24 protein-coding genes are annotated in these 24,626 nt (G+C 64.3%); 11 read left to right on the top strand and 13 right to left on the bottom strand.

Features of this window, described 5'->3' with window-relative positions; translation table 11 throughout:
• Positions 1–14: 14 nt before the first annotated feature.
• From CXK94_RS16785 to CXK94_RS16765, 5 genes are read right to left on the bottom strand one after another with little or no spacing between them, the layout of a single operon-like run.
• Positions 15–1,028 (bottom strand): AAA family ATPase, encoded by a 1,014-nt coding sequence (locus CXK94_RS16785; RefSeq protein ID WP_102895182.1) that lies wholly within the window; start codon positions 1,026–1,028, stop codon positions 15–17.
• Complete coding sequence (locus tag CXK94_RS16780; RefSeq protein WP_102895181.1) at positions 1,025–2,197, bottom strand: DUF4350 domain-containing protein; 1,173 nt, start codon at positions 2,195–2,197, stop codon at positions 1,025–1,027. The genes CXK94_RS16785 and CXK94_RS16780 overlap by 4 nt, the downstream gene beginning before the upstream one ends.
• The gene (locus CXK94_RS16775) at positions 2,194–3,747 is read right to left on the bottom strand and encodes a DUF4129 domain-containing protein (RefSeq protein WP_102895180.1); all 1,554 of its coding nucleotides are present in this window, start codon (positions 3,745–3,747) and stop codon (positions 2,194–2,196) included. Before CXK94_RS16775 ends, CXK94_RS16780 begins: the two co-directional genes overlap by 4 nt.
• Positions 3,734–4,714: a stage II sporulation protein M gene (locus CXK94_RS16770; protein ID WP_037043036.1), complete on the bottom strand. Its 981-nt coding sequence runs from the start codon at positions 4,712–4,714 to the stop codon at positions 3,734–3,736. Before CXK94_RS16770 ends, CXK94_RS16775 begins: the two co-directional genes overlap by 14 nt.
• Positions 4,711–5,418, bottom strand: a complete 708-nt coding sequence (locus CXK94_RS16765; protein ID WP_102895179.1) for an RDD family protein — start codon at positions 5,416–5,418, stop codon at positions 4,711–4,713. The genes CXK94_RS16770 and CXK94_RS16765 overlap by 4 nt, the downstream gene beginning before the upstream one ends.
• 244 nt (positions 5,419–5,662) lie before the next feature.
• Here CXK94_RS16765 and sbcB point away from each other — a divergent pair, with 244 nt between their 5' ends.
• Positions 5,663–7,093 (top strand): exodeoxyribonuclease I, encoded by a 1,431-nt coding sequence (gene sbcB, locus CXK94_RS16760; protein ID WP_102895178.1) that lies wholly within the window; start codon positions 5,663–5,665, stop codon positions 7,091–7,093.
• 201 nt (positions 7,094–7,294) lie between these two features.
• Here sbcB and mvaT read toward each other — a convergent pair whose 3' ends face one another.
• On the bottom strand, positions 7,295–7,675 hold the full coding sequence (mvaT, locus tag CXK94_RS16755; protein ID WP_037043032.1) for a histone-like nucleoid-structuring protein MvaT: 381 nt from the start codon (positions 7,673–7,675) through the stop codon (positions 7,295–7,297).
• 379 nt (positions 7,676–8,054) lie between these two features.
• Here mvaT and purU point away from each other — a divergent pair, with 379 nt between their 5' ends.
• From purU to CXK94_RS16740, 3 genes are read left to right on the top strand one after another with little or no spacing between them, the layout of a single operon-like run.
• Positions 8,055–8,906 carry a formyltetrahydrofolate deformylase gene (gene purU / locus CXK94_RS16750; protein WP_037043030.1) on the top strand — a complete coding sequence of 284 codons (852 nt, stop codon included), beginning with the start codon at positions 8,055–8,057 and terminating at the stop codon, positions 8,904–8,906.
• Positions 8,907–8,918: 12 nt separating this feature from the next.
• Positions 8,919–9,119, top strand: a complete 201-nt coding sequence (locus CXK94_RS16745) for a hypothetical protein (protein WP_037043028.1) — start codon at positions 8,919–8,921, stop codon at positions 9,117–9,119.
• Between the two features lie 25 nt (positions 9,120–9,144).
• The gene (locus CXK94_RS16740; protein ID WP_102895177.1) at positions 9,145–10,617 is read left to right on the top strand and encodes a helicase HerA-like domain-containing protein; all 1,473 of its coding nucleotides are present in this window, start codon (positions 9,145–9,147) and stop codon (positions 10,615–10,617) included.
• A 152-nt stretch (positions 10,618–10,769) separates the two neighbouring features.
• Here CXK94_RS16740 and CXK94_RS16735 read toward each other — a convergent pair whose 3' ends face one another.
• From CXK94_RS16735 to yaaA, 3 genes are all read right to left on the bottom strand, one after another.
• On the bottom strand, positions 10,770–10,988 hold the full coding sequence (locus CXK94_RS16735; RefSeq protein ID WP_102895176.1) for a hypothetical protein: 219 nt from the start codon (positions 10,986–10,988) through the stop codon (positions 10,770–10,772).
• Positions 10,989–11,358: 370 nt separating this feature from the next.
• Positions 11,359–12,801 carry a mannose-1-phosphate guanylyltransferase/mannose-6-phosphate isomerase gene (locus CXK94_RS16730; protein WP_102895175.1) on the bottom strand — a complete coding sequence of 481 codons (1,443 nt, stop codon included), beginning with the start codon at positions 12,799–12,801 and terminating at the stop codon, positions 11,359–11,361.
• Between the two features lie 762 nt (positions 12,802–13,563).
• Positions 13,564–14,352, bottom strand: a complete 789-nt coding sequence (gene yaaA / locus CXK94_RS16725) for a peroxide stress protein YaaA (RefSeq protein WP_037043022.1) — start codon at positions 14,350–14,352, stop codon at positions 13,564–13,566.
• A 137-nt stretch (positions 14,353–14,489) separates the two neighbouring features.
• Between yaaA and dmeF the strand changes: the two genes are divergently transcribed.
• The 5 genes from dmeF (at position 14,490) to moaE (ending at position 18,401) form a co-directional block, all read left to right on the top strand.
• A complete protein-coding gene (dmeF, locus tag CXK94_RS16720; RefSeq protein WP_102895174.1) occupies positions 14,490–15,473 on the top strand; it encodes a CDF family Co(II)/Ni(II) efflux transporter DmeF in 984 nt (327 codons plus the stop codon).
• A gap of 257 nt (positions 15,474–15,730) precedes the next feature.
• On the top strand, positions 15,731–17,119 hold the full coding sequence (locus tag CXK94_RS16715) for a PhoH family protein (protein WP_037043018.1): 1,389 nt from the start codon (positions 15,731–15,733) through the stop codon (positions 17,117–17,119).
• Between the two features lie 105 nt (positions 17,120–17,224).
• Positions 17,225–17,695 (top strand): cyclic pyranopterin monophosphate synthase MoaC, encoded by a 471-nt coding sequence (moaC, locus tag CXK94_RS16710; RefSeq protein ID WP_037043016.1) that lies wholly within the window; start codon positions 17,225–17,227, stop codon positions 17,693–17,695.
• Positions 17,692–17,940 (top strand): MoaD/ThiS family protein, encoded by a 249-nt coding sequence (locus CXK94_RS16705; RefSeq protein WP_102895173.1) that lies wholly within the window; start codon positions 17,692–17,694, stop codon positions 17,938–17,940. The genes moaC and CXK94_RS16705 overlap by 4 nt, the downstream gene beginning before the upstream one ends.
• Before the next feature lie 2 nt (positions 17,941–17,942).
• The gene (gene moaE / locus CXK94_RS16700) at positions 17,943–18,401 is read left to right on the top strand and encodes a molybdopterin synthase catalytic subunit MoaE (protein ID WP_102895172.1); all 459 of its coding nucleotides are present in this window, start codon (positions 17,943–17,945) and stop codon (positions 18,399–18,401) included.
• Positions 18,402–18,405: 4 nt separating this feature from the next.
• Here the strand turns inward: moaE and CXK94_RS22460 are convergent, their stop codons facing one another.
• The 4 genes from CXK94_RS22460 to CXK94_RS16685 form a co-directional block, all read right to left on the bottom strand.
• On the bottom strand, positions 18,406–18,570 hold the full coding sequence (locus tag CXK94_RS22460; protein WP_180984442.1) for a hypothetical protein: 165 nt from the start codon (positions 18,568–18,570) through the stop codon (positions 18,406–18,408).
• A 121-nt stretch (positions 18,571–18,691) separates the two neighbouring features.
• Positions 18,692–20,137: an ATP-dependent RNA helicase RhlB gene (gene rhlB, locus CXK94_RS16695; RefSeq protein WP_102895171.1), complete on the bottom strand. Its 1,446-nt coding sequence runs from the start codon at positions 20,135–20,137 to the stop codon at positions 18,692–18,694.
• Positions 20,138–20,228: 91 nt separating this feature from the next.
• Complete coding sequence (locus tag CXK94_RS16690) at positions 20,229–21,164, bottom strand: GGDEF domain-containing protein (RefSeq protein ID WP_102895170.1); 936 nt, start codon at positions 21,162–21,164, stop codon at positions 20,229–20,231.
• Between the two features lie 161 nt (positions 21,165–21,325).
• Positions 21,326–21,985 (bottom strand): alpha/beta hydrolase, encoded by a 660-nt coding sequence (locus CXK94_RS16685; RefSeq protein WP_102895169.1) that lies wholly within the window; start codon positions 21,983–21,985, stop codon positions 21,326–21,328.
• 332 nt (positions 21,986–22,317) lie between these two features.
• Here CXK94_RS16685 and CXK94_RS16680 point away from each other — a divergent pair, with 332 nt between their 5' ends.
• Both CXK94_RS16680 and CXK94_RS16675 read left to right on the top strand, forming a co-directional pair.
• Entirely contained in the window at positions 22,318–23,346 is a 1,029-nt protein-coding gene (locus tag CXK94_RS16680; protein ID WP_037043005.1) for an amino acid ABC transporter substrate-binding protein, read from the top strand.
• Between the two features lie 92 nt (positions 23,347–23,438).
• On the top strand, positions 23,439–24,623 hold the full coding sequence (locus CXK94_RS16675) for an amino acid ABC transporter permease (protein ID WP_102895168.1): 1,185 nt from the start codon (positions 23,439–23,441) through the stop codon (positions 24,621–24,623).
• The last annotated feature ends 3 nt before the right edge of the window (positions 24,624–24,626 follow it).

Raw genomic sequence — 24,626 nt, 5'->3', positions numbered from 1 at the left:
GCAGGCGGCTCTGGTCATAGCCGCGGCGCTGCGACCTGGTCGAGCAGTTGCTGCAGCACCTGGTCGACCGACAGGCCTTCGATGTCCAGTTCCGGCGACAGTCGTACCCGGTGCCGCAACACCGCCAGCGCGCAGGCCTTGATGTCGTCCGGGGTGACGAATTCACCGCCGCGCAACAATGCGTGGGCGCGCCCGCCGCGGACCAGGGCGATCGATGCCCGTGGCCCGGCGCCCAGCGCCAGGCCCGGCCAGCCACGGGTGGCGCGTGCCAGCCGCACGGCGTAGTCCAGCACCTGTTCATCCAGTGGCAGGTCGCTGGCGATCTTCTGCAGGGCCAGCACGTCCTTGGCCTGGACCAGCTGGCGCAGGGCGCTGACGTCGAGCATGTCGGCGCGGGCCGAGCGGGTCACCTGGCGCACCAGTGTCAGTTCCTCGTCGGCCTGCGGATAGTCCATGCGCAGCATCAGCATGAAGCGGTCGAGTTCTGCCTCCGGCAGCGGGTAGGTGCCTTCCTGCTCGATGGGGTTCTGCGTGGCCATCACCAGGAACGGCTGCGGCACCGGCAGGGCGCGCCCTTCGAGCGTGACCTGGCGTTCCTGCATGACTTCCAGCAACGCCGCCTGGGTCTTGGCCGGCGCGCGGTTGATCTCGTCGGCCAGCAGCAGGTTGGTGAACACCGGACCCTTGCGCAGCTTGAACTGCTCGCTCTGCAGGTCGTAGACGGCGTGGCCGGTGACATCGCTGGGCATCAGGTCGGGGGTGAACTGGATGCGCGAGAAATCGCCGCCGAAGCAGCGCGCCAGGGCGCGTACCAGCAGGGTCTTGCCGAGCCCGGGCACGCCTTCGACCAGCACGTGGCCGCCGCCGATCAGCGCGACCAGCACGCCGTCGATGACCTCGTCCTGGCCGATCACGGCCTTGTGCAGTTCGTCGCGCAAGGCCTGGGCCAGCTGGCTGGCACGCTGGCGCTGGCTCGCCGGATTGACGGCCGGTGCGGGGCTGTTCGGTTCTGGCATCTGTTCGCTCATAGGGCGTTCCTGAGGCTTTGCAGGCGGGCTACCTGGCGGGTGAATTCGGTGGCGGGCATGCGGCGTGGAGGCAGGGCGCGCATGGCTTGTTCGACGCTCGCCACCGGCAGGCGGGCAAGTTGGGCGAGTATCTGCAACTGGCTGTCGGCCGGGAGCTGCTCGAAGCCGGGCTGGCGGTGGCCGGCCCGGCGCTGGATGTCGTGTTGCAAGCGCAGCATCAGGCTGCGCTGGCCGCCCTGGCGCAGGAGGAATTCCGCCGCGCCGCGCAGATGCTCGCGTAGTTGGCGGCGCGCCGCACTGGTGGGAGCCTGCCGGGGGCCGAAACGCTGTCCGGCATGCCAGAGCCCCAGCAGTGCGAACAGCGCCAGCGCGGTCAGCGCCTCGGGGAAATGGCTCCGCAGCAGCGTGAACAGCCCTGGCCGATCGTTGCGGTGCACCAGGGTTACGGCGCTGTCCTGGGTCAGGTACCAGAGCAGCCAGGCGTGGTCGTAGGCATCGATATGCGAGGTCTGCCAGATCCAGGCGTCGGTCAGTGCGGTGATCAGGCCGTCGCCGTGCTGCAGTTGCAACATGTGCGTGGCGCCGGCGCTGTTCGCCCAGGCATGGGCGCGATTGTCGGCGTCGTAGAGGTGGAAGGCGGTATCGAAGGCCAGATAGGCCGGCGCGCTTTCATTCTCAAGGTACAGCTTGGTCAACTGCGGGTGCTGCTCGGCGGAGGTCGCTGTCGCCGCGGCATCGCCGTGATCCCGTTCGTCGGTCGCGAACTGTTGCAGGTTCAGGCGATCCAGCAGCAGGTCTCCGCTTTTTCCGGCTTCTTCGTCCCACAAGCGTTCCGCGACGAAAACCAGGTGGCCACCGGCAGCGGCCCATTGCAACAGCCGATCGCTCTGGCGCGGCGACAGCTGGCTGCGATCGCCAAGCAGCAGCAAGGTCTGGCCGTGGCTGGGCAGCGCTTGCAGTCCGGCGAGACCTTCATGGTGGGCTACCTGCAGGCCGAGCCCGCGTAGAAACAGCTCCGCGGCCAGGTAGGGGTTGGCCCGTGCCTCTGGCGCGGGGCCGTGGTCGACGACGTCCGCGTAGGGATGCAGCTTGCCGGCCAGCCAGTAGCCCAGGCTGGCCGTCAGCAGTGCGGCGAGGGCCGCGAGGAGCAGTGAGCGGCGCCGGGTCATGCGTGGCGCTCCTGCGCGAACAGCGCGCGCCAGCCGGCGCACAGTTCAGCACCTGTCGCCGCGGCCGCGTTCCGGTGCCCGTAGGCCTGGGCCTGCCAGTGGCGGGTCAGTGTTTCCGTGAAGCGGGTAAGTTCGGCACGTTCGAGCCTACGCACCTGCCGCAGGACTTCCCCTTCGGTATGCGCGGCCTTCAACGGTAGCTGGAATTCGTGCAGCAGCCGGCTGAGCAGGGCGCGGTAGAGCAGGCCGAGCGCTTCGCGCGGATGCTCCTGCCAGAGCCGTTCGGCTTCGGAGGCGACATCGAGCGGCAGGTTCTCGGGTGCAACGTCCAGGCCGAACAGCTGGTTGGTTGCCGACTTCGGACGAATGCGCGGCCGCGGCAGGCGGACGCCGAAGGTGCGTAGCCAGTCGCGATAACGCCACAGCAACAGGGCGACCAGCAGCGCGAGCGCCGTCCACAGCAGTATTTCCAGCACCTGCGCCAGCCTTTCCAGGCCTTGCCAGAGCTTGCCGCCCTGCAGCAGGGATTCCAGCAGGCGCGCCAGTGCGCCGGGCTCCTGTTCGCCGGCGGTGTTGCCGAAGCGCCAGCGGGTGACCGTTTCGCGATGCTGGAACGGCGGCTGCTCCAGCAGTTCGCCGATCCGCTGGCGCGCCGCCTCGCTGGTCAAGGGCTGATTGAGCAGGCGCCGGGTCTCGGGGCCGGCCTGTGCTGCGTCTGGTGCAGGCGCGGGTGCTGCCCAGGCCGCGTCGTCCGACGACCACAGGGCCAGGCCGCAGACGAGCAGCAGGACGGGCACGGCATCCGACAGACGTTGGCGTAGGCGGCGGAAGGCCAGTTCGATATCCCAGGCCTCCAGTTGGGTGCGCCGGTTGAGGTAGAGACTGAAGCCGCAGGCGACATAGATCGGCTCCCAGACGACCAGCACCAGCGCATAGAGCAGGTTGGACAGGTGTTCCAGCCAGAGCCATTCACTGCCGAGCCCGAGCAGCTCCTGCCAGTTCCAACTCTGCACCAGTTGTGCCGGCAGCATGAGGTAGAGCAAGCCGAGCAGACCGAGCCAGAGTGCGCCTTCCAGATGCACGCCGACCACGGTCAGCCAGCTGGCGGCACGCCCGCTGCGCAGGCCCAGCGTCACCAGGCGTTGACGGCGTGTCGTGCCGCCGAGCCCTTCGAGTTGCTGCACCGGCAGATCGAAGCTGCGCGTGGTGCTCAGTCGGCGCCAGGTCAGGCTGGCGAACCATTGCGGGCGCAACAGGCCGGGCACCGCTCTCAGGCTTTCGCCCAGGGTGGGGATGTCGCCGAACAAAGCGCGCGAGAGAATATGCAGTGGCAGCCGTTCGTACAGCGGTTTGAGCCACCAGAACAGCAGCAGCGCCAGACTCGGATAGCGCCAGAGCAGCAGGCTGAGGGCGGCGAAGAGCGGCAGGGTGGCGAGCGCCCAGCTCGCCATCAGCAGGCCGGCATGGCGCTGGGCGAGCAGAATGCCGAGGTCCAGTGCTTCCCAGGGGCTGCGCGGGCGAATCGACACGCTGGCGTCAGTCAGCTGCATGGTGGCTCCGGCCGGTGAGGGCGAAATAGCCGGCGACGAGCAGCCAGAGCAGGGCGCCGACGATGTACTTGGTCGTGGGCGAGACCGTCGTCATGGACGACCAGTAGGCCTCGACGAAAGCCGCGATCAGCAGCAGCCCGATGGCCCCGCAGACCAGACGGATGCCGAGGGCGGCGGCCCGACGCAGTGCCGCGCCGCGCGTCAGCCGCCCGGGGGCGACCAGTGCGCAGCCGAGCCTCAGGCCTGCCGCGCCGGCCAGGGTGATGGCCGTCAGTTCGAAGGCGCCATGGCCGATGACGAACGACCAGAACGGCTGGTCATAGCCGATTTCGGTGAGGTGGCCGGCCACGGCGCCGATCGTCAGGCCATTGAACAGGAGAAAGAACAGGCTGCCGAGCCCCAGCAGCAAGCCGCTGGCGAATGTCTGGAAGGCGATGCCGATGTTGTTCATCACGTAGTAGCCGAACATCAGCCAGTCGTCTCCGGAGCCGCGTTCGGCGAAGCGGCCGAGGCGGCTGGCATCCGGGTCGTACATCTGTTCCATCTGTGCCACCTGCTCGGCTGGCAGCAGGCTGTAGACCAGTTCGGGAAACGCATGGACCAGTACCGCCGTGCCGATCAGGCTGCCATAGAACAGCAGGCTGGCCGCCAGCACATAGCGCCATTGGGTCCTTGCCGAACGGGCGAAACCGCCCAGGACGAAACCCAGCAGCCGTCCGAGCAGCGGGCTGCGGTGCCGGTAGAACTGCTGATGGCCGCGCAGAGCCAGCTGCTGCAACCGTTCGACCAGGTGGCTGCTGTAGCCGCGCGACTCGGCCAGGGCCAGTTGCTGGCAGATCTGTCGATAAGCCGCGGGAAAGGCGTCGGCCTGCATCGGTGCCGCTTTGCCGCGCTCGAGTGCATCGAGCTGCGCGGCGAAGGCGAGCCATGCGGGTTGATTCTGGCGTTCGAAGGCGGCCTGTTTCATGGCGGCCCCAGCAAGCCACGGGCGATGCCATGGATTCTGGCCTCGGCATCCTCGCGGGTGGTTCGCAGCGGCTCGGCGAGAATCGCAGCCAGTTCGAGGCGCCGCTCGGCGGAAAGGCTCGACTGGCGTTCGGCGAAGCCGATCAGCGCGCGCTGCTCGGCCAGGCTGAGACCGAACGGCGGTCGCTGAGCCGCGACTGGCGGCAGCTCCGGACGCGGCTGTGGTCTTTCCCGGTAGACCACCAGGGTGCCGGCGGCGAGATCGCCCAGGCGTTTGAAGCTCGGGTGGGCCAGGCAACTGAGCGCGCCGAGGAAATAGCCGAACGGCAGCATGTCGACGAAGCGCAGCAGGTTGCGGGTCAGCGACGAGGTCCAGCCGACCGGGGTGCCATCGTCATGCACTACGCACAGCCCCAGCCATTGCTTGCCCGGCGTGCGGCCCTGGTTCAGCACCTCGAACAGCACCATGTACCACCACTGCACGAGAAACAGCAGCAGGGCGGCGAGCCCCATGCCGAACGTGCCCAGCAGGCCGAGGCCGATGAACAGCGCAAGCAGGATCGCCGCGCGAATCACCAGGTCCAGGGTAAAGGCGAGGGCGCGCGGCACGAGCCCGGCCGGCCGCAGGAGCAGGTCGATGCCTTCGGGCGTTTCCACCCGGTGGCAGTTGTCCAGCGGTGGCTGGTGAGCGAATGCTGAGGGCAATGGTGAAGTCGTCTGGGTTCGAGCAAAGGCCGATGCTATGCGCCAACGGCGCCTGGGGCAATGTGCCAGGGCAAGTCCGCCATGGCGGTCTGAATGCGATTATGGCGAAATGCTGGCGTCGTGGTGGGACCCGGCGCGCAAAGGCCGTGTCTGGGATGCTGTGCTGTGAGGTGCTTCATATTCGCCCGGACCGGTGTGAGACATGGCTGCTAGACTGGCCGCCGCTATCGAGAAGGATCTTTACGTGACTCCGAGCATTTTCTGGTACGACTTCGAGACCACCGGCATATCCCCGGGCCGTGATCGCCCCTTGCAGGTCGCCGGCATTCGCACCAACGAGGCGCTTGAGGAAATAGGCGAGCCGCTGAACATATATTGTCGTCTTGCGGACGACATCCTGCCCCATCCGGCGGCTTGCCTGGTCACCGGCATCACACCGGCGACCCTGCAACAGCAGGGCCTTTGCGAGGCCGAGTTCATCCAGCGCCTGCATCAGGAGCTGGCCGCACCCGGGACCTGTGGTGCCGGCTACAACAGCCTGCGTTTCGACGACGAAGTGACCCGTTACACCCTGTACCGCAATTTCTTCGATCCTTACGCACGGGAATGGCAGGGCGGCAACAGCCGCTGGGACCTGATCGACCTGGTGCGCACCGCCTATGCGCTACGCCCCGAAGGGCTGGTCTGGCCGGAGGAGGACGGGCGGGTCACGCTCAAGCTCGAACGCCTGAGCGCCGCCAATGGGCTGGAGCACCTGCAGGCTCACGATGCGTTGTCCGACGTGCGCGCCACCATCGCCCTGGCGAAGCTCATTCGCAGCCGCCAGCCCCGGCTGTACGACTATCTCTACAACCTGCGGCGCAAACATGCGGTGCTCGAGCAGATCGCGTTGCTCGAGCCGCTGGTCCATGTATCCGGACGCTTCTCGGCGGCCCGGCATTTTCTTTCCATCGTCCTGCCACTGGCATGGCACCCGCGCAACCGCAATGCGCTGATCGTCTGCGACCTGCAGGCCGACCCCGGGCCATTGTGGCAGGAAACCGCCGAGACCCTGCGCCAGCGTCTCTATACCCGTCGTGAGGAACTCGCCGAGGGTACGTTGCCGGTGCCGCTGAAGCTGGTGCACGTCAATCGCTGTCCGGTCCTGGCGCCGCTCAAGGTGTTGCGTCAAACCGATGTCCAGCGCCTGGGGCTGGACCTGGATGGTTGCCAGTCGCGCGCCGCGACATTGCGTGAAAACCGCCAGGGTTGGAGTGACAAGCTGGAAGAAATCTACCGGGAGGAGGGCTTCGCCGCGAGCGAAGATCCCGAGCAGCAGTTGTACGACGGCTTTCTCGGTGAGCGGGACAGGCGTTTGTGCGAGCGTATCCGCAGCCTGTCCCCGGCAGAACTGGCTAGGCAAACATGGGCGTTCGACGATGCCCGCCTGGCCGAGTTGCTGTTTCGCTACCGTGCGCGCAATTTCCCGGAAGCATTATCCGAGCAAGAACAGTTACGTTGGCATCAGTTCTGCCAGCGTCGGTTGAGCGAGCCCGGATGGGGCGCGCCTAATACCCTGGTGCAGTTCGAACAGGAAATGCAGCAATTCTTGGCCAGTGCCACTGCGGAGCAACAGGAACTCTTGCAACAGTGGCTTCACCATGGGCAGCGTCTGCGTACGCGTTATGCGACCTGAGCATTAGCGGTTGGCTGTCAAGTGTGCGGCTCACCTGGTCTTTTTAACGCAGGTGGCCTGCCGCATCGAAGAGGGGGTGCCTGGCCTTGGCCCGGTTGCTTTTTCAATTGCTGCAAATGGCTGATACAAAAAAACGCCGTTTCTCGACGCACGTGCTGAACGTCGAGAAACGGCGTTTCGTTATAAAACGAGCGGTGTCGCTTAGCCGAGCAGGGTGGCCCAGCTTTCCACGGTTTCAGAGCCCCACTGAGCTTTCCACTCTTTCAGCGTCTTGTGATTGCCGCCTTTGGTTTCAATCACTTCGCCGGTGTGCGGGTTCTTGTACTGCTTGACGCGACGGGCACGTTTGCTGGCAACCGGGGCTTTGGCCGAACGCGGTGCTTTACCGCTGCGCGAGGCATCCGGGTCGAGCAGGGCAATGATGTCACGCAGCGACTTCTGGTATTCGCCCATGAGTTCGCGCAGTTTACCTTCGAACTCCAGTTCTTTTTTCAGCTTGTCATCTTCGGAGAGCGACTTCAGCCGCTCCTGAAGTTCCTTGATGGCCTCTTCAGTGGCGCGATATTCATTGATCAGTGACATGTGACTTCCTTGGGGATAGGTTTTGAACGCAAGTGTCAGCAATCATAGTCCTGCGTAATGCGCAAGTAAATATAGGGCAGTAAAAAACCATGGCAAGTATTTAACGGGATAAATCCGCAGCCGGTCGCTGCGCAGCGTCGTGTGCGAACTAATACCGTGGACGATATCTGGTTTATTGGACAAGTTTTAGCGCACGCCTCCCCATCCACATGAAAACAATGGTTTTTAGCGTGATCGCCCGTTTGGCTGGCCCCGGACGGACTGCTTCCGCCTTTATTGCTTGCCGTGAGTTGCCGCGGCTGCGTTCAAGTCGATGGCTGTGCTTTTGTTTGCTGGGCTAGAATGCGGCGTCCTATTTTTTGAGCCGGAGCAACCTTTAATGCGCACTTTCAGGCTGGTCATCGCCTGTCCCGATGGCGTTGGCATCGTCGCCAAGGTCAGTAATTTCCTCGCTACCTATAATGGCTGGATCACTGAAGCCAACCATCACTCCGATCACCAGAGTGGCTGGTTCTTCATGCGCCACGAGATTCGTGCGGACTCGCTGCCCTTCGATCTGGATGGCTTCCGCCAGGCCTTCGCGCCGATCGCTCGCGAGTTTTCGATGGAGTGGCGCATTACCGACTCCGAGCAGCGCAAGCGCGTGGTGCTGATGGCCAGCCGCGAATCGCATTGCCTGGCCGATCTGCTGCACCGCTGGCACAGCGGGGAGCTGGATTGCGATATTCCCTGTGTGATTTCCAACCACGACGACCTGCGCAGCATGGTCGAATGGCACGGCATTCCCTATTTCCACGTCCCGGTCGACCCGGCGCACAAGCAGGAGGCTTTTGCGCAAGTCACCCGCCTGGTGCGTGAGCAGCGTGCGGATGTGATCGTGCTGGCGCGCTACATGCAAATCCTGCCGTCGGAGCTGTGCGACGAGTTCGCCCAGCGCGTCATCAATATCCATCACAGCTTCCTGCCGTCCTTCGTTGGCGCCAAGCCCTACCATCAGGCCTCGCTGCGTGGTGTGAAGCTGATCGGCGCGACCTGCCACTATGTCACCGAAGAGCTGGACGCCGGGCCGATCATCGAGCAGGACGTGGTTCGCGTCAGCCATCGCGACAGCGTCGAGGACATGGTTCGCCTCGGCAAGGATGTGGAGAAGATGGTGCTTTCCCGCGGGCTGCGCTATCACTTGCAGGACCGCGTGCTGGTGCACAGCAACAAGACGCTGGTATTCAACTGAGTAGGAGCCGTCATGGGCGATCCCCGCGAGCGAGCCGTTTCGAAAGCGCTGCCAGTCATCGGCGACGGTTGTACGCGGCGTTACGATCCCGCTGCGCTGACGGCGGAACACGGCGCCGCGTTCGCCGATGCCGCGGCGCTCTGGGCCCGCCTGCAGAGCGCGCGGGAAAGAGCCGAGCCTGCGTTAACTGACGGTACTGGCGATACGCGCTGACGCTGTACGACATGGAGAGGGGCTGATGAAGGCATTGATCGACCGCCTGGTGCTCGGCGCCGAGGCCAGTGGCGAACCCAACACCCAGTCCCTGCGTCTGACCAACCGGCACGGGTTGATCGCCGGTGCCACCGGCACCGGCAAGACGGTGACCCTGCAGCGCCTGGCCGAGCAGTTCAGCGATGCTGGCGTTGCGGTATTCGCCGCCGACATCAAGGGGGACCTCTGCGGCCTGGGTGCCGTGGGCGAACCGCAAGGCAAGATTGCCGAGCGCATCGCCAGCATGCCCTGGCTGGAGCATCGGCCGCAGGCCTACCCGGTTACCCTGTGGGATGTGCACGGTCGCAGCGGTCATCCCTTGCGCACCACCCTGAGCGAAATGGGGCCGCTGCTGCTGGGTAACCTGCTCGAACTGACCGATAGCCAGCAGGCAGCGCTCTATGCCGCATTCAAGGTGGCTGACCGGGAAGGCCTGCTGTTGCTCGACCTCAAGGATCTCAAGGCGCTGCTCGCCCATCTCAAGGCCGATCCGCGGATGCTCGGCGAGGACGGCGCGCTGTTTACCAGTGCATCGGCCCAGGCGTTGCTGCGGCGCCTGGCGACGCTGGAGCAGCAGGGCGCCGAGGCCTTGTTCGGCGAGCCGGCGCTGCAGCTCGAGGATCTGTTGCATCCGGACAGTGACGGCAGGGGCCGTATCCACCTGCTCGATGCCAGCGTGCTGGTGCACGAGGCGCCGAAGGTTTACGCCACGTTCCTGTTGTGGCTGCTGGCCGAGCTGTTCGAGCAGTTGCCGGAGCGCGGCGATGCCGATAAGCCACTGCTGGTGCTGTTTTTCGATGAGGCGCACCTGCTGTTCGGCGATACGCCCAAGGCGCTGCAGGAACGCCTGGTGCAGGTAGTGCGGCTGATTCGCTCGAAGGGCGTGGGAGTCTATTTCGTGACCCAGTCGCCGGCCGATCTGCCGGATGTGGTCCTGGCGCAGCTTGGGCTGCGTATCCAGCACGGCCTGCGGGCCTATACGGTCAAGGAGCAGAAGGCGCTGCGTTCGGTCGCCGACGGCTTTCGCGCCAATCCCGCGTTCTCCACGCTCGACGTGCTGACTCAGTTGGGTATCGGCGAGGCTCTGGTCGGTGGATTGGAGGAGAAGGGGACGCCGGCGATGGTCCAGCGCGTGGCGATTGCGCCGCCGCAGTCGCGCGTGGGGCCATTGAGCGAAGGCGAGCGTGCAGGCCTCGTCGCCCAGTCGGGGCTGCGCGGCCGCTACGACAAGCCCATCGATCGCGAGTCGGCTTACGAGCTGCTCAATGCCAGGGCCGAACAAGCAACAGAGCGTAGTGCCGAGGCGCCCGCGAAGGCTACGCGCGGCCAGGACAGCGATGGCGGTCTGGGGGAACTGGCCGGGCGAGTGGTGAAAAGTGCGTTGAATCAGGCTGCCAGCCAACTGGGGCGACAGTTGGTCAGGGGCTTGCTGGGTTCTCTGCTGGGCGGGAAGCGCTGATCGGTACTTCGGCAACTGCTGCCTGAACTCGGCGGCTACCGTGAGCGCATCGATTATTTAATGCGCGAGGGCGGTCGAGTTCAGGCCTGTAATGCTTATGTCACTTGTTACGGGGCGCTAACCATATGGATCGCCTGTTGGGGCAGGCGCGGTCAGGCTTGTTCCGAGGCGGGACTATCCAGGTCGGAGCGTTCCTTTTCCATTTTCTGCAGTTCTTGTTGGAACACTTGATCCTGTAGCGATGGTTTCTTGCGCCATGGCTTGCGCTCGGGTTCCCGCTCGGCTGCGTAAGTCGTTATCTCCCCACCGTAAACAGTGGTGAAGCGCTGCGCCTGGCGCTCAAGTTCGGCGCGCAGTTCGTCTTTCGTCACGTAGTTGACCTGTATTGATGGTTCGCGATGGGCGTTTGCAGTGCGAGTCACGCGCTCGCAGCAAATCGAAGTTTGCAAGAATCCGGCTAAGGCGTTGTGGTTATACGACGCGATTAGAATGAAAAAGGTTTATGCGCGCTGGCACAAGCTGAAACACGCAGGAAACGGGTAGTGGTTCAAAAGCACAGGCCAATGCAATGCATTTTCCTGCGGCTTGTGTGGGCAGGCGAAGCCTGGCATTGCGGCAATGCAACAAGTTGCACAAGTATGCGCCGCCCGGCTGTATGAGGCAAAGACCCGGCCTGTTCCATATAAAGAAAAACCCGCGACGAAGCGGGTTTTCTTAATGCAGGTCCCGGTTCGTGCCGGTTCAGCGAGCTATCTTGGCTTCATTGGCATGTTCGGCGCGGCCGTAAACATCATCGAATCGCTCGATATCGTCTTCGCCCAGGTAGCTGCCGGATTGCACTTCGATGATTTCCAGCGGGATCTTGCCGGGGTTGGCCAGGCGGTGCACCGAGGTGATCGGAATGTAGGTCGACTGGTTTTCCGTGAGCAGGAAGGTTTTTTCGTTGCAGGTGACCTGTGCCGTGCCGGAGACCACGATCCAGTGCTCTGCGCGGTGGTGGTGCATCTGCAGCGAGAGGCTGGCCCCGGGGTTCACGCAGATGCGCTTGACCTGGAAGCGGCCGCCCATGTCCACCGAGTCGTACCAGCCCCATGGGCGGTATACGGCGCAATGGTTCTTCGTTTCGCTGCGGCCTTGCGCATCGAGTTCGTTGACCAGCTTCTTGACGTCCTGGACCTTGTCCTTGTGCGCCACCATCATGGCGTCCTTGGTTTCCACCACCACGATGTCTTCCAGGCCGAGCACGGTGACCAGCTTGCCGTTGCCGTGTACCAGGCAGTTACGCGAGTCTTCGGCGATCACATCACCCTTGAGGACGTTACCGTTCTGGTCCTTCTTGTGCACGTCCCAGATCGAAGCCCAGGAGCCAACGTCGCTCCAGCCGGCGGACATCGGTACCACGCAGGCCAGCTGGGTCTTTTCCATGACCGCATAGTCGATGGAGTTGTCCGGGCAGCAGGCGAAGGTAGCTGGATCGATGAGCACCTCCTCGCCATTCTTGATGCTGCGTTCGAGGGCGAGCCAGCAGGTATCGTAGATGTCCGGGTCGTGCTTCTTCAGCTCGTCCAGGAAGACGCTGGCACGGAACAGGAACATGCCGCTGTTCCAGTAGTAATCACCCGATTCGACGTAGCTCTGCGCGCGGGCCTCGTCCGGTTTTTCGACGAACTGGGCCACTCGCTTGATGCCTTCCGGCAGGTCCATGTCGCTGAGATCGCATTTGATGTAGCCGTAACCGGTTTCGGGGCGGGTGGGTGGTACGCCGAAGAGCACCATCTCGCCGTTCTCGGCGGCATTGGTAGCCAGTGCCAGAGAACGCTGGAATGCTTTCTGGTCTTCGATCACATGGTCGGCCGGCAGTACCAGCAGCAGTTCGTCGCGCCCTTCTTCGATGAGTTGCATGGCGGCAATGGCGATGGCCGGTGCGGTATTGCGGCCGAAGGGTTCGAGGAGCAGGCCCTGGACGCCGAGTTTGCGCGCCGCCAGTTGCTCCTTGACGATGAAGCGATGTTCCTTGTTGCACACCAGCAATGGCTGTTGCATGCCTTCGAAGGCCAGGCGTTCGAGGGTTTGCTGGAACAGGGTCTGCTCGCCGGTGAGCGCAAGGAACTGCTTGGGAAACAGCTTGCGGGACAGGGGCCAAAGCCGGGAGCCGCTACCACCTGAAAGAATAACCGGGATCATATGGGGTTCTCCTGAATCGTTTCGAAGATCGTTCTACTTGTCTGTTGGCGCCAGCGCTGTATCGCGCCTCGATTTGTCCTGTTCGGAGCGGGGAGCCCGGTTGGCTGCAACGAAAACCCGCTCCCTCGCGAGGCAGGCCTCGAGAGTGAAAACTGCTGTCGGAATCGGTTAGCCGTGCATGGCTCGCTCGGCGCTATGCCCGGTTTGTGGCCATGGATGAAGGGGGGCTGGGCACGTCGGCGATACGTCGCTCCATCGTCGTTGTGGGCCCGCTGCCGTGCGCTTCGTGTGCGCCTCTGGCTGGGCAAGGACAGTGCCTTCGCATGGCCGGAGTCCTCCGTTGGTGCCTTGCGCGGTGCCGGTCATCGGACCGTATGCCGTGCGGGTTGTGGCTGGCGCCCCGGCTGCTGATCGCCGGCGCTGCAGTGTCATCGCCCGAGCTTGCGGTGCCCCGGCGGTGGCTTTCCGGCTGGGGGCGGAGTGGTTTGCAGCATCCATCGAAATCCAATGCACGTTCATGTGCGACGTCCCTTTCCAACTGGAATTGTCGGTACGCGCCTTATGATTGCGACGGTTGCGCGATAGTTCCCGCGCCGGCTGCCGTTGATCGGCGAGTTTTTTCGAAAGGCATTCTGTGCCGGATGGGCGTGGCGCTCGGGTTGATCGAAGCGCCGCTCCGGCGTGATGGGCGGAACCCGCATGGGCTCCGCGTCGGCCGTTGCGCTGGATGCGCGTCGCCGAGGGCGGTTCAGCGCATGGGCTTCACGATGAGGCCGAACCGCTGCTGTCGCGCAGGAACACCAGGCGCTGCGCCGAAGAGTCGGCGGGGCTGTAGCGATAGCCGTCGTAGTCGAACGCCGGCAGTCGATCGGGCGTTTCGATGCGCTCCTTGATGATCCAGCGTGCCATCAGGCCCCGGGCCTTCTTCGCATAGAAGCTGATGATCTTGTACTGGCCGTTCTTCAGGTCCTTGAAGTCGACGTCGATGACATGGGCATTCAGCGCCTTGCGCTGGACGGCGCCGAAATATTCGTTGGAGGCGAGGTTGAGCAGCACCTGGTCGCCCTGTTCGGCGAGTGCTTCGTTCAGCCAGTTGCTGATGCGTGGGCCCCAGAAGGCGTAGAGGTCCTTGCCGCGCGGATTGGCCAGCTTGGTGCCCATCTCCAGACGATAGGGTTGCATCAGGTCGAGTGGGCGCAATATCCCGTAAAGCCCGGACAGCATGCGCAGGTGGCGCTGGGCGAAGTCCAGGTCGGCCTCGGAAAAGTCCTCGGCATTGAGGCCGGTATAGACGTCACCCTTGAAGGCGAGCAGGGCCTGCTTGGCATTCTGCGGCGTGAATTCGGGCGTCCAACTGCCGTAACGGGCGACGTTGAGCGCCGCCAGTTTGTCCGACAGGTGCATCAGCTCGCTGATCCGTGCCGGCGAGAAGGTGCGCAATTGTTCGATCAATAGCTGCGAATGCTCGAGGTGCTGCGGTTGGGTAAAGCGTGGGGTAATCGGTGGCGTGTCGTAATCGAGGGTCTTGGCTGGGGAAATCACCATCAGCATGTGCTGGTCTCCTTTGTGATGGCGCGATTGTAGGCGTCATCCATGAGCGGGCTCCAGCTATGGGGGCGATTGATCAAGGGTGTTGACCTTGCCCCGGCAGACAGGCACAAGGTGTCCTTTCGACGAAAGGAGTTCCCATGCCCGACTGCAACCACGCGCAGTGGCAACCGCCCCACGATTATCGACCGCTCGAACACGGCGCGGAGCGCCAGACCTGGATGGTGGCGATCCTGACGGGGCTGACGATGGTGGTGGAAATCATCGCCGGCTACTGGTTCAACTCGATGGCCTTGCTGGCAGACGGTTGGCACATGGCCTCGCACATGGTCGCCATCGGCCTCGCTGCCCTGGCCTATCTGTTGGCGCGACGCTATGCGGCGGACCACCGCTTCGCCTTCGGTACCTGGAAGATCGAGGTGCTGGCCGGATTCGCCAGCGCGCTGCTGCTGGTCGTCGTGGCGCTGACGATGATCGGCGAGTCGCTGCTGCGTTTCTGGTCGCCAGCGGCGATCGGATTCGACGAGGCGTTGCTGGTCGCCCTGCTCGGCCTGATGGTCAACCTGATATCCGCCTGGCTGCTGCGCGATCAGCATGGCCACAGCCACAGCCACAGCCACAGCCACAGCCATGGCCATGGCGAGCCGCACGGCCACCACCACGCCGGCGGCGGGCGGGACCTGAATCGGCATGCGGCATTCATACATGTGCTGACCGATGCCTTGACCTCGGTCGCGGCGATCCTGGCCCTGCTGGGCGGCAAGCTGTTCGGCTGGAGCTGGCTGGACCCGACCATGGGGATCGTCGGTGCCGTGGTCATTCTCGTCTGGGCCCGCGGCCTGCTATGGGATACGGGCAAGGCGCTGCTGGATCGGGAGATGGACGATCCGCTGGTGCAGAAGATTCGCGAGGCGCTGGAAGACGTGCCGGATACCGAGGTCACGGACCTGCACCTGTGGCGCGTAGGACGTGCGCAATACAGCTGCATCCTGAGCGTTGTGACGCATCAGACCTATAACGCAGACCACTACAAGGCAGTGTTGCAGCGCTTCCCGCAACTGGTGCATGTCACCGCCGAGGTGAACCGCTGCGACGAAAGCGCACACCCCGAATGCGGACTGTAGCTTGCGTGAAACGTGCATGCCAAGGCCGTTCTGTCGATTTGCAAAAATAATCCGCATCCAACAGAAAAGTCTTTTGTCTGTCATAAGTTTTACGGTATTACCGAATCCAGACCGCCGAATCCTGCGACACAGGTGGCGGCTCCTGGGCAGCCCCGAAGCCACCGGCTGCCCTCGTCCGCTCACCTCGCTGCACGGCGGTTCTCTGCGGCGGAGTGCCATCGGCACTTCGTTTCTGGCCCTAGAAGAAGGTGATCGGTATGGATGACTATGGCAGACCTCGTGCTACCCAGCCCACGCTCTATGTCCTCGACACGAATGTCCTGATCCACGATCCCAACGCGTTGTTGAATTTCCAGGAACACCAGGTCGCGATCCCCATGACCGTGCTCGAGGAACTCGATCAACTCAAGACCGGCAAGCACAGCGTGGCGGCCGAGTGCCGCCAGGCGATCCGTCTGATCGACAAGCTGCTGGGCAATGCCACGCCGGAAGAAGTCGAGGTGGGCGTGCCGATCCAGCGGGGCAAGAGCGGGCCGCGCGGCAGCCTTTCGATCCTCATGAGCCGGCGCACCGAGCCCAACGGGCTGCCGGAAGACCTGAACGACAACAAGATCATCAACCAGGTCGTCGAACTCAGCAAACAGCGGCCCGGCGTGCCGGTGGTGCTGGTCACCAAGGACATCAACATGCGCCTGAAGGCGCGTGCCTGCGGCGTGGCGGCGGAGGACTACCACACCGACCAGCTGGTCGACGACGTGGGGCAGTTGTCACCGGGCTACCACAGCGTCAGCGGCTCGTTCTGGGACCGGGTGAGCAAGGTGGAGACCCACCAGGGCCATGGGCGTACCTGGCACAGGGTGTTGCTGACCGATAACCTGCCGGCGGTGCACATCAACGAGTTCATCATCGACGAGCAGGGCTTCGTTGGCTGGATCAAAGGCATCAAGGGCGACGAGCTGCTGCTGCTCGATCTGCACCAGGAGCCGCTGCTGCACCAGGAGGCCTGGGGCCTGCGGCCACGCGACATCCACCAGGCCCTGGCGCTGTTCACGCTGCTCGATCCGGACATCCACCTGGTCAATCTTTCCGGCGCGGCGGGTTCGGGCAAGACTATCCTGGCCCTGGCCGCGGCCATCGAGCAGACGGTGGTGAGCAAGCGCTACCGGCGCATCATCGCCACCCGCAGCGTGCAGGGGCTGGACGAGGACATCGGCTTCCTGCCCGGCACCGAGGCAGAGAAGATGGAGCCCTGGCTCGGCGCGATCACCGACAATCTCGAAGCCCTGCACATGGATGACGAGAATACCCACGGCAGCATCGACTACATCCTGCAGAAGGTGCCCCTGCAGTTCAAATCGCTGAACTACATCCGCGGGCGCAGCTTCCAGCAGAGCCTGATCCTGATCGACGAGTGCCAGAACCTCACGCCGCACCAGATGAAGACCATCATCACCCGCGCCGGCAACGGCTCCAAGGTGGTCTGCCTGGGCAACCTGGCGCAGATCGATACGCCCTACCTGTCGGCGACCAGTTCCGGCCTGACCTACCTGACCGAGCGCTTCAAGGATTTCCCCCATGGCGTGCACATCACCCTGCAGGGGGTGCCGCGTTCGGTGCTCGCCGAGTACGCCGAGGCGCATATGTAGCGGCGGTGCGGCTGCCGGATGGTGGGCCCGGTAGTACCTCTTCGGGGGGCGGGCTCATCGCCGGCAGCTGGGGTAGACTCGTGATTTTCCGATCAGGAGTGCCGAATGCTCACTCATCTCGATTCCCAGGGCCGCGCCAGCATGGTCGACGTTACCGACAAGGCCGTCACCGCACGCGAGGCCGTGGCCGAGGCGCGCGTGCGGATGCTGCCGCAGACCCTGCAGATGATCCAGCAGGGCGGGCATCCCAAGGGCGACGTCTTCGCCGTGGCGCGCATCGCCGGCATCCAGGCGGCGAAGAGAACCCATGAACTGATTCCGCTCTGCCATCCGCTGCTGCTGACCAGCATCAAGGTCGAGCTCGAGGCCGATGGCGAGGACTGCGTCCTGATCCGTTCGGTGTGCAAGCTGGCTGGGCAGACCGGGGTGGAGATGGAGGCGCTGACCGCCGCCAGCGTGGCGGCGTTGACCATCTACGACATGTGCAAGGCAGTGGATCGCGGCATGGTCATCGAAGGCGTGCGGCTACTGGAGAAACTCGGCGGCAAGAGCGGCCACTGGCAGGTGCAGGCATGATCTCGATCCAGTATTTCGCCCGTTATCGGGAAACCCTCGGCAGCGAGGGCGAGCGCCTCGAGTGGGATACTTCGCTCGCCTGCGTGGACGACGTGCGCCAGCGCCTGCTGGCTCGCGGCGGCGAATGGCAGGTGCTTGGCGAGCGGAACCTGATGTGCGCACGCAACCAGGAACTCTGCGGCCTCGATGAAGCCGTGGCCGATGGCGACGAAGTCGCCTTCTTTCCGACCGTGACCGGAGGCTGAGCATGGGCGTTCGCGTACAGCAGGCGGCGTTCGATCCCGGCGCCGAACTCAATGCGCTGCATGCGGCCAACCTGGGCATCGGCGCGGTAGCCGGGTTCGTCGGCTACGTGCGGGATTTCAACGATGGCCAGGAGGTCGCCGGCATGTTCCTCGAGCACGCACCGGGCATGACCGAGAAGGCCTTGGCGAAGATCATCGCGCAGGCCGAGCAGCGCTGGCCGCTGCTGCGGCTGGACGTGTTGCATCGCGTCGGGGCGCTGGAGCCCGGCGAGCCGATTGTCTTCGTCGGCGCCGCCAGCGCGCATCGCGATGCGGCATTCGACGCCTGCCGCTTCGTCATGGACTACCTGAAAACGCAGGCGCCGTTCTGGAAGAAGGAAAACACGCCTGCCGGCCCGCGCTGGGTGGAAGGGCGCGCGAGCGATCAGGTCGCCGCCGAACGCTGGCGCGAAGGGGGCTGAGGATTCAGTTGAAGGTGATGTAGAGCTTGAACGCCACGGTGGAGAACATCGTCAGCATGCCGGCCGCGATCATGCCGACACCCCAGCCGCGGTCGCGGAAGTTGTAACCGAAGCCCAACAGGACGAAGCCCGTCCCGATCAGGATGATCAGCCAGTCGATATGCTGCATGGGCGAACTCCGTTTTCTGCTGGAAATGCTGTCAATCTAGCCCCTTCGAAGCCAGGCGTACTGACCTGTATCACAGCCCTTGGCCGAGCGGGCCGAAGGCAGCCCGCTTTCCCGCAGGCGCTCAGCGGTGCGCGCGCGGCGTCGGCACGAGCAGTTCGGCGGGCGGCATCTCGCACTGGATCTTGCGGCCGATCAGCGCCTCGATCGGCGGCAGGGCGAAGGCGTCGTCCTCGCCGGCGAAGCTGATCGAGGTGCCGCTGGTGCCGGCACGGCCGGTGCGGCCGATGCGGTGCACGTAGTCGTCCGGGTCTTCCGGCAGGGTGAAGTTGATCACGTGGCTGATGCCCTCGACGTGGATGCCACGGCCGGCGACATCGGTGGCCACCAGCACGCGGATCTTGCCTTCGCGGAAGCCTTCCAGCGTCCTGATGCGCTTGTGCTGCGGCACGTCGCCGGACATCTGTGCGGCGCTGACGCCGTCCTTGGTCAGGCGTTCCTCGATCCGCCGCACTTCATCCTTGCGGTTGGCGAAGACCATCACCCGGGTCCAGTCGTTCTGGGTGATCAGGTTGTACAGCAGTTTGTACTTGTCACTGCCGGCGACGGCGTAGACGTGTTGTTCGACGGTATCGCTGGCGACGTTCTCCGGCTCGATCTCGACCACGGCCGGGTTGATGGTCCATTGCCGGGCCAGGTTCATCACGTCGTCGGTGAAGGTGGCGGAGAACAGCAGGGTCTGGCGTTCGCTCTTGGGCGGCGTCTGCCGGATGATCTGGCGTACCTGCGGGATGAAGCCCATGTCGAGCATGCGGTCGGCTTCGTCCAGCACCATCACCTCGACCATGTCCAGGTGCACTTCGCCACGCTGGTTGAAGTCCAGCAGGCGGCCGGGGGTGGCGACCAGAATGTCGCAGAATCGGGATTCCAGCTGCTTGAGTTGCTTGTCGAAATCCATGCCGCCGACGAAGCTCATCACGTTCAGGCCGGTGTACTTGGTCAGCGCCAGGGCGTCATTGGCGATCTGCACCACCAGCTCGCGGGTCGGCGCGATGATCAGTGCGCGCGGCTCGCCCATGTAGCGATCCTTCGGCGGCGGCGTCTCGAGCAATTGGGTGATGGTGGAGATGAGGAAGGCGGCGGTCTTGCCGGTGCCGGTCTGGGCGCGGCCGATGGCGTCCTGGCCCTTGAGGGTGTAGCCGAGCACCTGTGCCTGGATCGGCGTGCAGTAGGGGAAGCCCAGGTCGTGGATCGCGTGCATCAGCTCGGGCGCGAGCTTGAAGTCGTGGAAGCGGGTCTTGCCTTCGGCCGGTTCGACCACGAAGTCTTCCAGTTTCCAGGCCGGTGCGGCCGGCTTGGCGGGTTTGCTGCTGCGCTGGCGCCGCGGTTTGTCGGCGGTGCGCTCGGTCGGTGCCGCCTGTTGTGCGGTGGCGGCGGCCTTTTCGGCCGGCTTCTGCGGGGCCGGTTTGCTGCGCCGTGGCGCCTCGTCGTGGTTGCGGGTGCTGCTGGCCGGCGCGCTGGGCTGTTCGCCCGGGCCCTTGCCGAAGATTTTCTTGAGTGCTTTGAGCACGGTCTTCTCGTCGTCAGGTAGGAAAGAGTCGCGCGTCAGTGTAATGCAAGATGCATGCAGGGCGAAGCCTTGCCCGCCCTCATGCGGGCGTTCAGCCGCAAAGGCAGTTGCGGCCGCGTTCCTTGGCCTGGTACAGCGCCTGGTCCGCCCGGTTGATCAGGTCTTCGAGTGTGTCGTGCGGCCGCAGCTGCGCCAGGCCGATGGAAATGGTGACGTCTGGCAGGGCGCCGACCGACGCGTCGCCCGACGCGGCCTGCTCGACGCTCTGGCGCAGCCGCTCGGCGATCCGCCGCGCTTCGTCCAGCTCCAGCTCCGGCAGCAGGATGACGAACTCTTCGCCACCGAAGCGCACCAGGCTGTCCTTGGGCCGCAACTGGCTGCCCAGGGTGCGCGCCACCAGGCACAGGGCGCGATCGCCGGTCAGGTGCCCGTGGCTGTCGTTGTAGCTCTTGAAACGGTCGATATCGAGCATGAGCATGCTCAGCGGTCGGTGGTTGAAGGCGCAGCGGGTGCTTTCGCGCTCGAAGATGTGTTCCAGCCAGCGGCGATTGAAGACGCCGGTGAGCATGTCGATGTTGGCATTGTGCTCGCTACGGACGATCACCTGGTCGCACAGACGTACCCGTTCGCAGAGCAGGGTCGCCAGGTTCTGCATGACCTGTGGCGAGCGCGCCAGGCAGGCGAACTCGCGGCAGTGCAGGCGCAGCAGCCGGCTGGGCCGGTGGGCGACCACGTAGGCCGAGGGAAAATGCTGATCGCAGAAGCTCACTTCGCCGACGCAGTCGCCGGTTTCGATGACGCGCAGCGGCTGGTTGTCCATGGAGTCCAGGTGCACGGTCAGCTCGCCATGCAGCACCAGGTAGAGGTGGCGGTTGGGCTTGTGCGGAGAAAGCAGCACTTCGTGCGCATCGATATCGCAGGTTTCGAATTTGTCGAGCAGCGCCGCGAGGCATGGTTCATCCACATGCTGTAGCAGCCGCATCTGGCGGATCTGCTGTAGATCCGCCTTGCCCTGGACCCGTTTCATGGCAAGCGCCAGTTTCCGGATTGGTACGCACCGAATGTGGTCATCGCAATCCTTCCTCCCGCCGAGACGCGGGGCCGAATCGCCCATGCGGACGCGGCCCCGCCACGCTCTTGTCTTTTATAAACAAGCGTAGCCGCAAATGGCCGGATGAGCGGTATGCGTCAGGACTTTTGCAGGGCGACCAGCCAGTCGCTGATGTCGCGGATTTCCTCCGGCAAAACCTCGTGGCTCATCGGGTACTCGCGCCAGGTGGCCTTGACGCCAGCCGCCTGCAGGCTCTGGTACGCCGCGCGGCCCATCGCCGGCGGCACCACGTCGTCGCGATTGCCGTGCAGGCACAGCACCGGGTAGCGCAGGGCCTCGGCGCAGAAGCTGGGATGCTCGCCGAAGGTCGGCGCGTAGGTGGAAAGGGCGATGACGCCGCCCAGCGGCCCCTGCCAGCGGAAGAAGGCGGTGTGCAGCACTACGGCGCCGCCCTGGGAAAAGCCGGCGAGGACGATCCGCGCCGGGTCGATGCCGGCGTCACGTTGCGCCTCGGCCAGTGCGATCACCTGTTGCGCCGAGGCTTCCAGCTGTTCGCTGTCGATCGCCCGCGCCGGGCTCATGGCGAGAATGTCGTACCAGCTCGGCATGCTCCAGCCGCCATTGATGGTCACCGGGCGCGTCGGCGCCTGCGGCAGGACGAAGCGGGTGCTGTGCAGGCGCTGCTGCAGCGCTTCGGCTACCGGCAGGAAGTCATAGCGATCGGCACCCAGGCCATGCAGCCAGATGACGCAGGCGTCGGCGACGTCGGTGGGCTCGAGAATCAGCGGTTCGCTCATGGTTCGGCTCCAGTAGGGGGCGGGTCGCCTCGTCCTGGGGCATGCCGCGCGCCACAGCCGAGGGAATGGCGCGAGGTTACCCGGTCTCGGGTGGCGATAGAACCCGTGCCAGCGTCCGTTGTTGCTTTTCTCCGCAAGCTGGTACGCCGCTTGCTTTGTCCCTGGGCCGACTCGGTTCGATGAGCCGCGGGATCGTGCATCGGAAATTGCCGATCATCCACGGGCGACTAGACTCAGGTTGGATACTGCTCTGTTGCGGTGCGCATCGCTCGCGAGGGTGCCGGGGCAGGGCAGGTCAGACCCGAGAATAAGAAAGCAAACTGGAGGTTTCGATGATTAGGGTGAAATCCACACTGGCCGTGCTGGGCGCCGCGACGATGCTGGGCCTCAGTGGGCTGGCGCAGGCGGGGGCGACCCTCGATGCGGTGCAGAAGAAAGGATTCGTGCAGTGCGGTATCAGCGACGGCCTGCCGGGCTTCTCCTTCGCCGATGCGAAGGGGCAGTATCGGGGGATCGACGTGGATGTCTGCCGCGCGGTGGCGGCCGCGGTCTTCGGCGACGCCGGCAAGGTCAAGTACAGCCCGCTGACGGCCAAGGAGCGCTTCACGGCCCTGCAGTCCGGCGAGATCGACATGCTGTCGCGCAACACGACCTGGACCAGCTCGCGGGATGCGGCGATGGGACTGAACTTCACCGGCGTGACCTACTACGACGGGCAGGGCTTTCTGGTGAACAAGGAACTCGGCGTCAGCAGCGCCAAGGAACTCGATGGCGCCACCGTCTGCATCCAGGCAGGCACCACCACCGAGCTGAATCTCTCCGACTATTTCCGTGCCAACGGCCTGAAATATACCCCCATCACCTACGACACTTCCGATGAAAGCGCCAAGTCGCTGGAATCCGGCCGCTGCGACGTGCTGACCTCGGATCAGTCGCAGCTCTATGCCCAGCGCATCAAGCTGGCCAAGCCCGATGACTACGTGGTGCTGCCGGAAGTGATTTCCAAGGAGCCGCTCGGCCCGGCGGTCCGCCAGGGCGACGAGGAATGGTTCGACATCGTCCGCTGGAGTCTGTTCGCCATGCTCAACGCGGAGGAACTGGGCATCACTTCGGCCAATGTGGAAGACATGGCCAAGACCACCAAGAATCCCGACGTGGCGCGCCTGCTGGGTGCCGAAGGGGAATACGGCAAGGACCTGAAGCTGCCGAAGGACTGGGCGGTACAGATCGTCAAGCAGGTCGGCAACTATGGCGAGATCTTCGACCGCAACGTCGGTGCCGGCAGTGAGCTGAAGATCGAACGCGGCCTCAATGCCCTCTGGAACAACGGCGGCGTGCAGTACGCACCGCCGGTGCGTTGACCGAACGGGGCCGGCGATACCGGCCCCGTTTCCACAGGGAGAAGTGCCGCCGGTGCGCACAACGCGTCGGCGGTGCGGTATGAGGAATTTCGATGCGAACCATCGACAATCTCAGGCCGGCCGGCGGATCGTTAGTGAACGATCCCAAGGCGCGGGCATGGCTGTTTCAGATTATTGCCGTCATCGCCGTCGTGGCATTCGGCTGGTACCTGTTCCACAACACCCAGACCAATCTTACCCATCGCGGCATCACCTCCGGCTTCGGTTTCCTGAACAGCGCCGCCGGTTTCGGTATATCCCAGCACCTGATCGACTATAGCGAGAGCGACTCGTACGGACGGGTATTCTGGATCGGGCTGCTCAATACCTTGCTGGTCAGTGTGGTCGGCATTTTCTTCGCCACCATCATGGGCTTCATCCTCGGTGTCGGGCGGTTGTCGAGCAACTGGCTGATTCGCCAGCTGGCGACGCTCTACATCGAGACATTTCGCAATATTCCGCCACTGCTGCAGATATTCTTCGTCTATTTCGCGGTGATCGGCCCACTGCCGGGGCCGCGCAACAGCCTGAACCTGCTGGACATCATCTTCATCAACAACCGCGGGGTGCAGATGCCGGCGCCCAGCGCCGCCGACGGTTTCTGGGCATTCTGGCTGTCGCTGTTCGCCGCGCTGCTCGCCGTGGTCGTGCTCAATCGCTGGGCGCGCGCACGGCGCCATGCCACCGGCCAGACGTTCCCGGTGTTCTGGTGCAGCCTCGGCCTGTTCATCGCGATTCCCTGGCTGGTCACGCTGGTCACCGGCGCGCCGTTCCTCTGGGAAGTCCCGCAGTTGCAACGTTTCAATATCCGCGGCGGCTGGGTGGTGATTCCCGAACTGGTGTCGATCGTGGTGGCGCTGTCGGTCTATACCGCGGCATTCATTGGCGAAACCGTGCGTGCGGGTATCCAGTCGGTCAGCCATGGTCAGACGGAGGCCGCGGCGTCCCTCGGCTTGCGCCCCGGCCAGGTGCTGCGGCTGGTGATCGTGCCGCAGGCGCTGCGGGTGATCGTGCCGCCGCTGACCAGCCAGTACCTGAACCTGGCGAAGAACTCGTCGCTGGCCGCGGCCATCGGCTACCCGGACATGGTCTCGCTGTTCGCCGGCACGGTACTCAACCAGACCGGCCAGGCCATCGAGACCATGGCCATCACCATGAGCGTCTACCTGGCCATCAGCATCAGCATCTCGCTGCTGATGAACTGGTACAACAAGCGCATTGCGCTGATCGAACGGTGAGCG

Source organism: Stutzerimonas stutzeri (assembly GCF_002890915.1).
Lineage (GTDB): Bacteria > Pseudomonadota > Gammaproteobacteria > Pseudomonadales > Pseudomonadaceae > Stutzerimonas > Stutzerimonas stutzeri_AF.
Note: the sequence above shows the minus strand (reverse complement) of the source record. Positions and strands in the feature narration are given on the sequence as shown.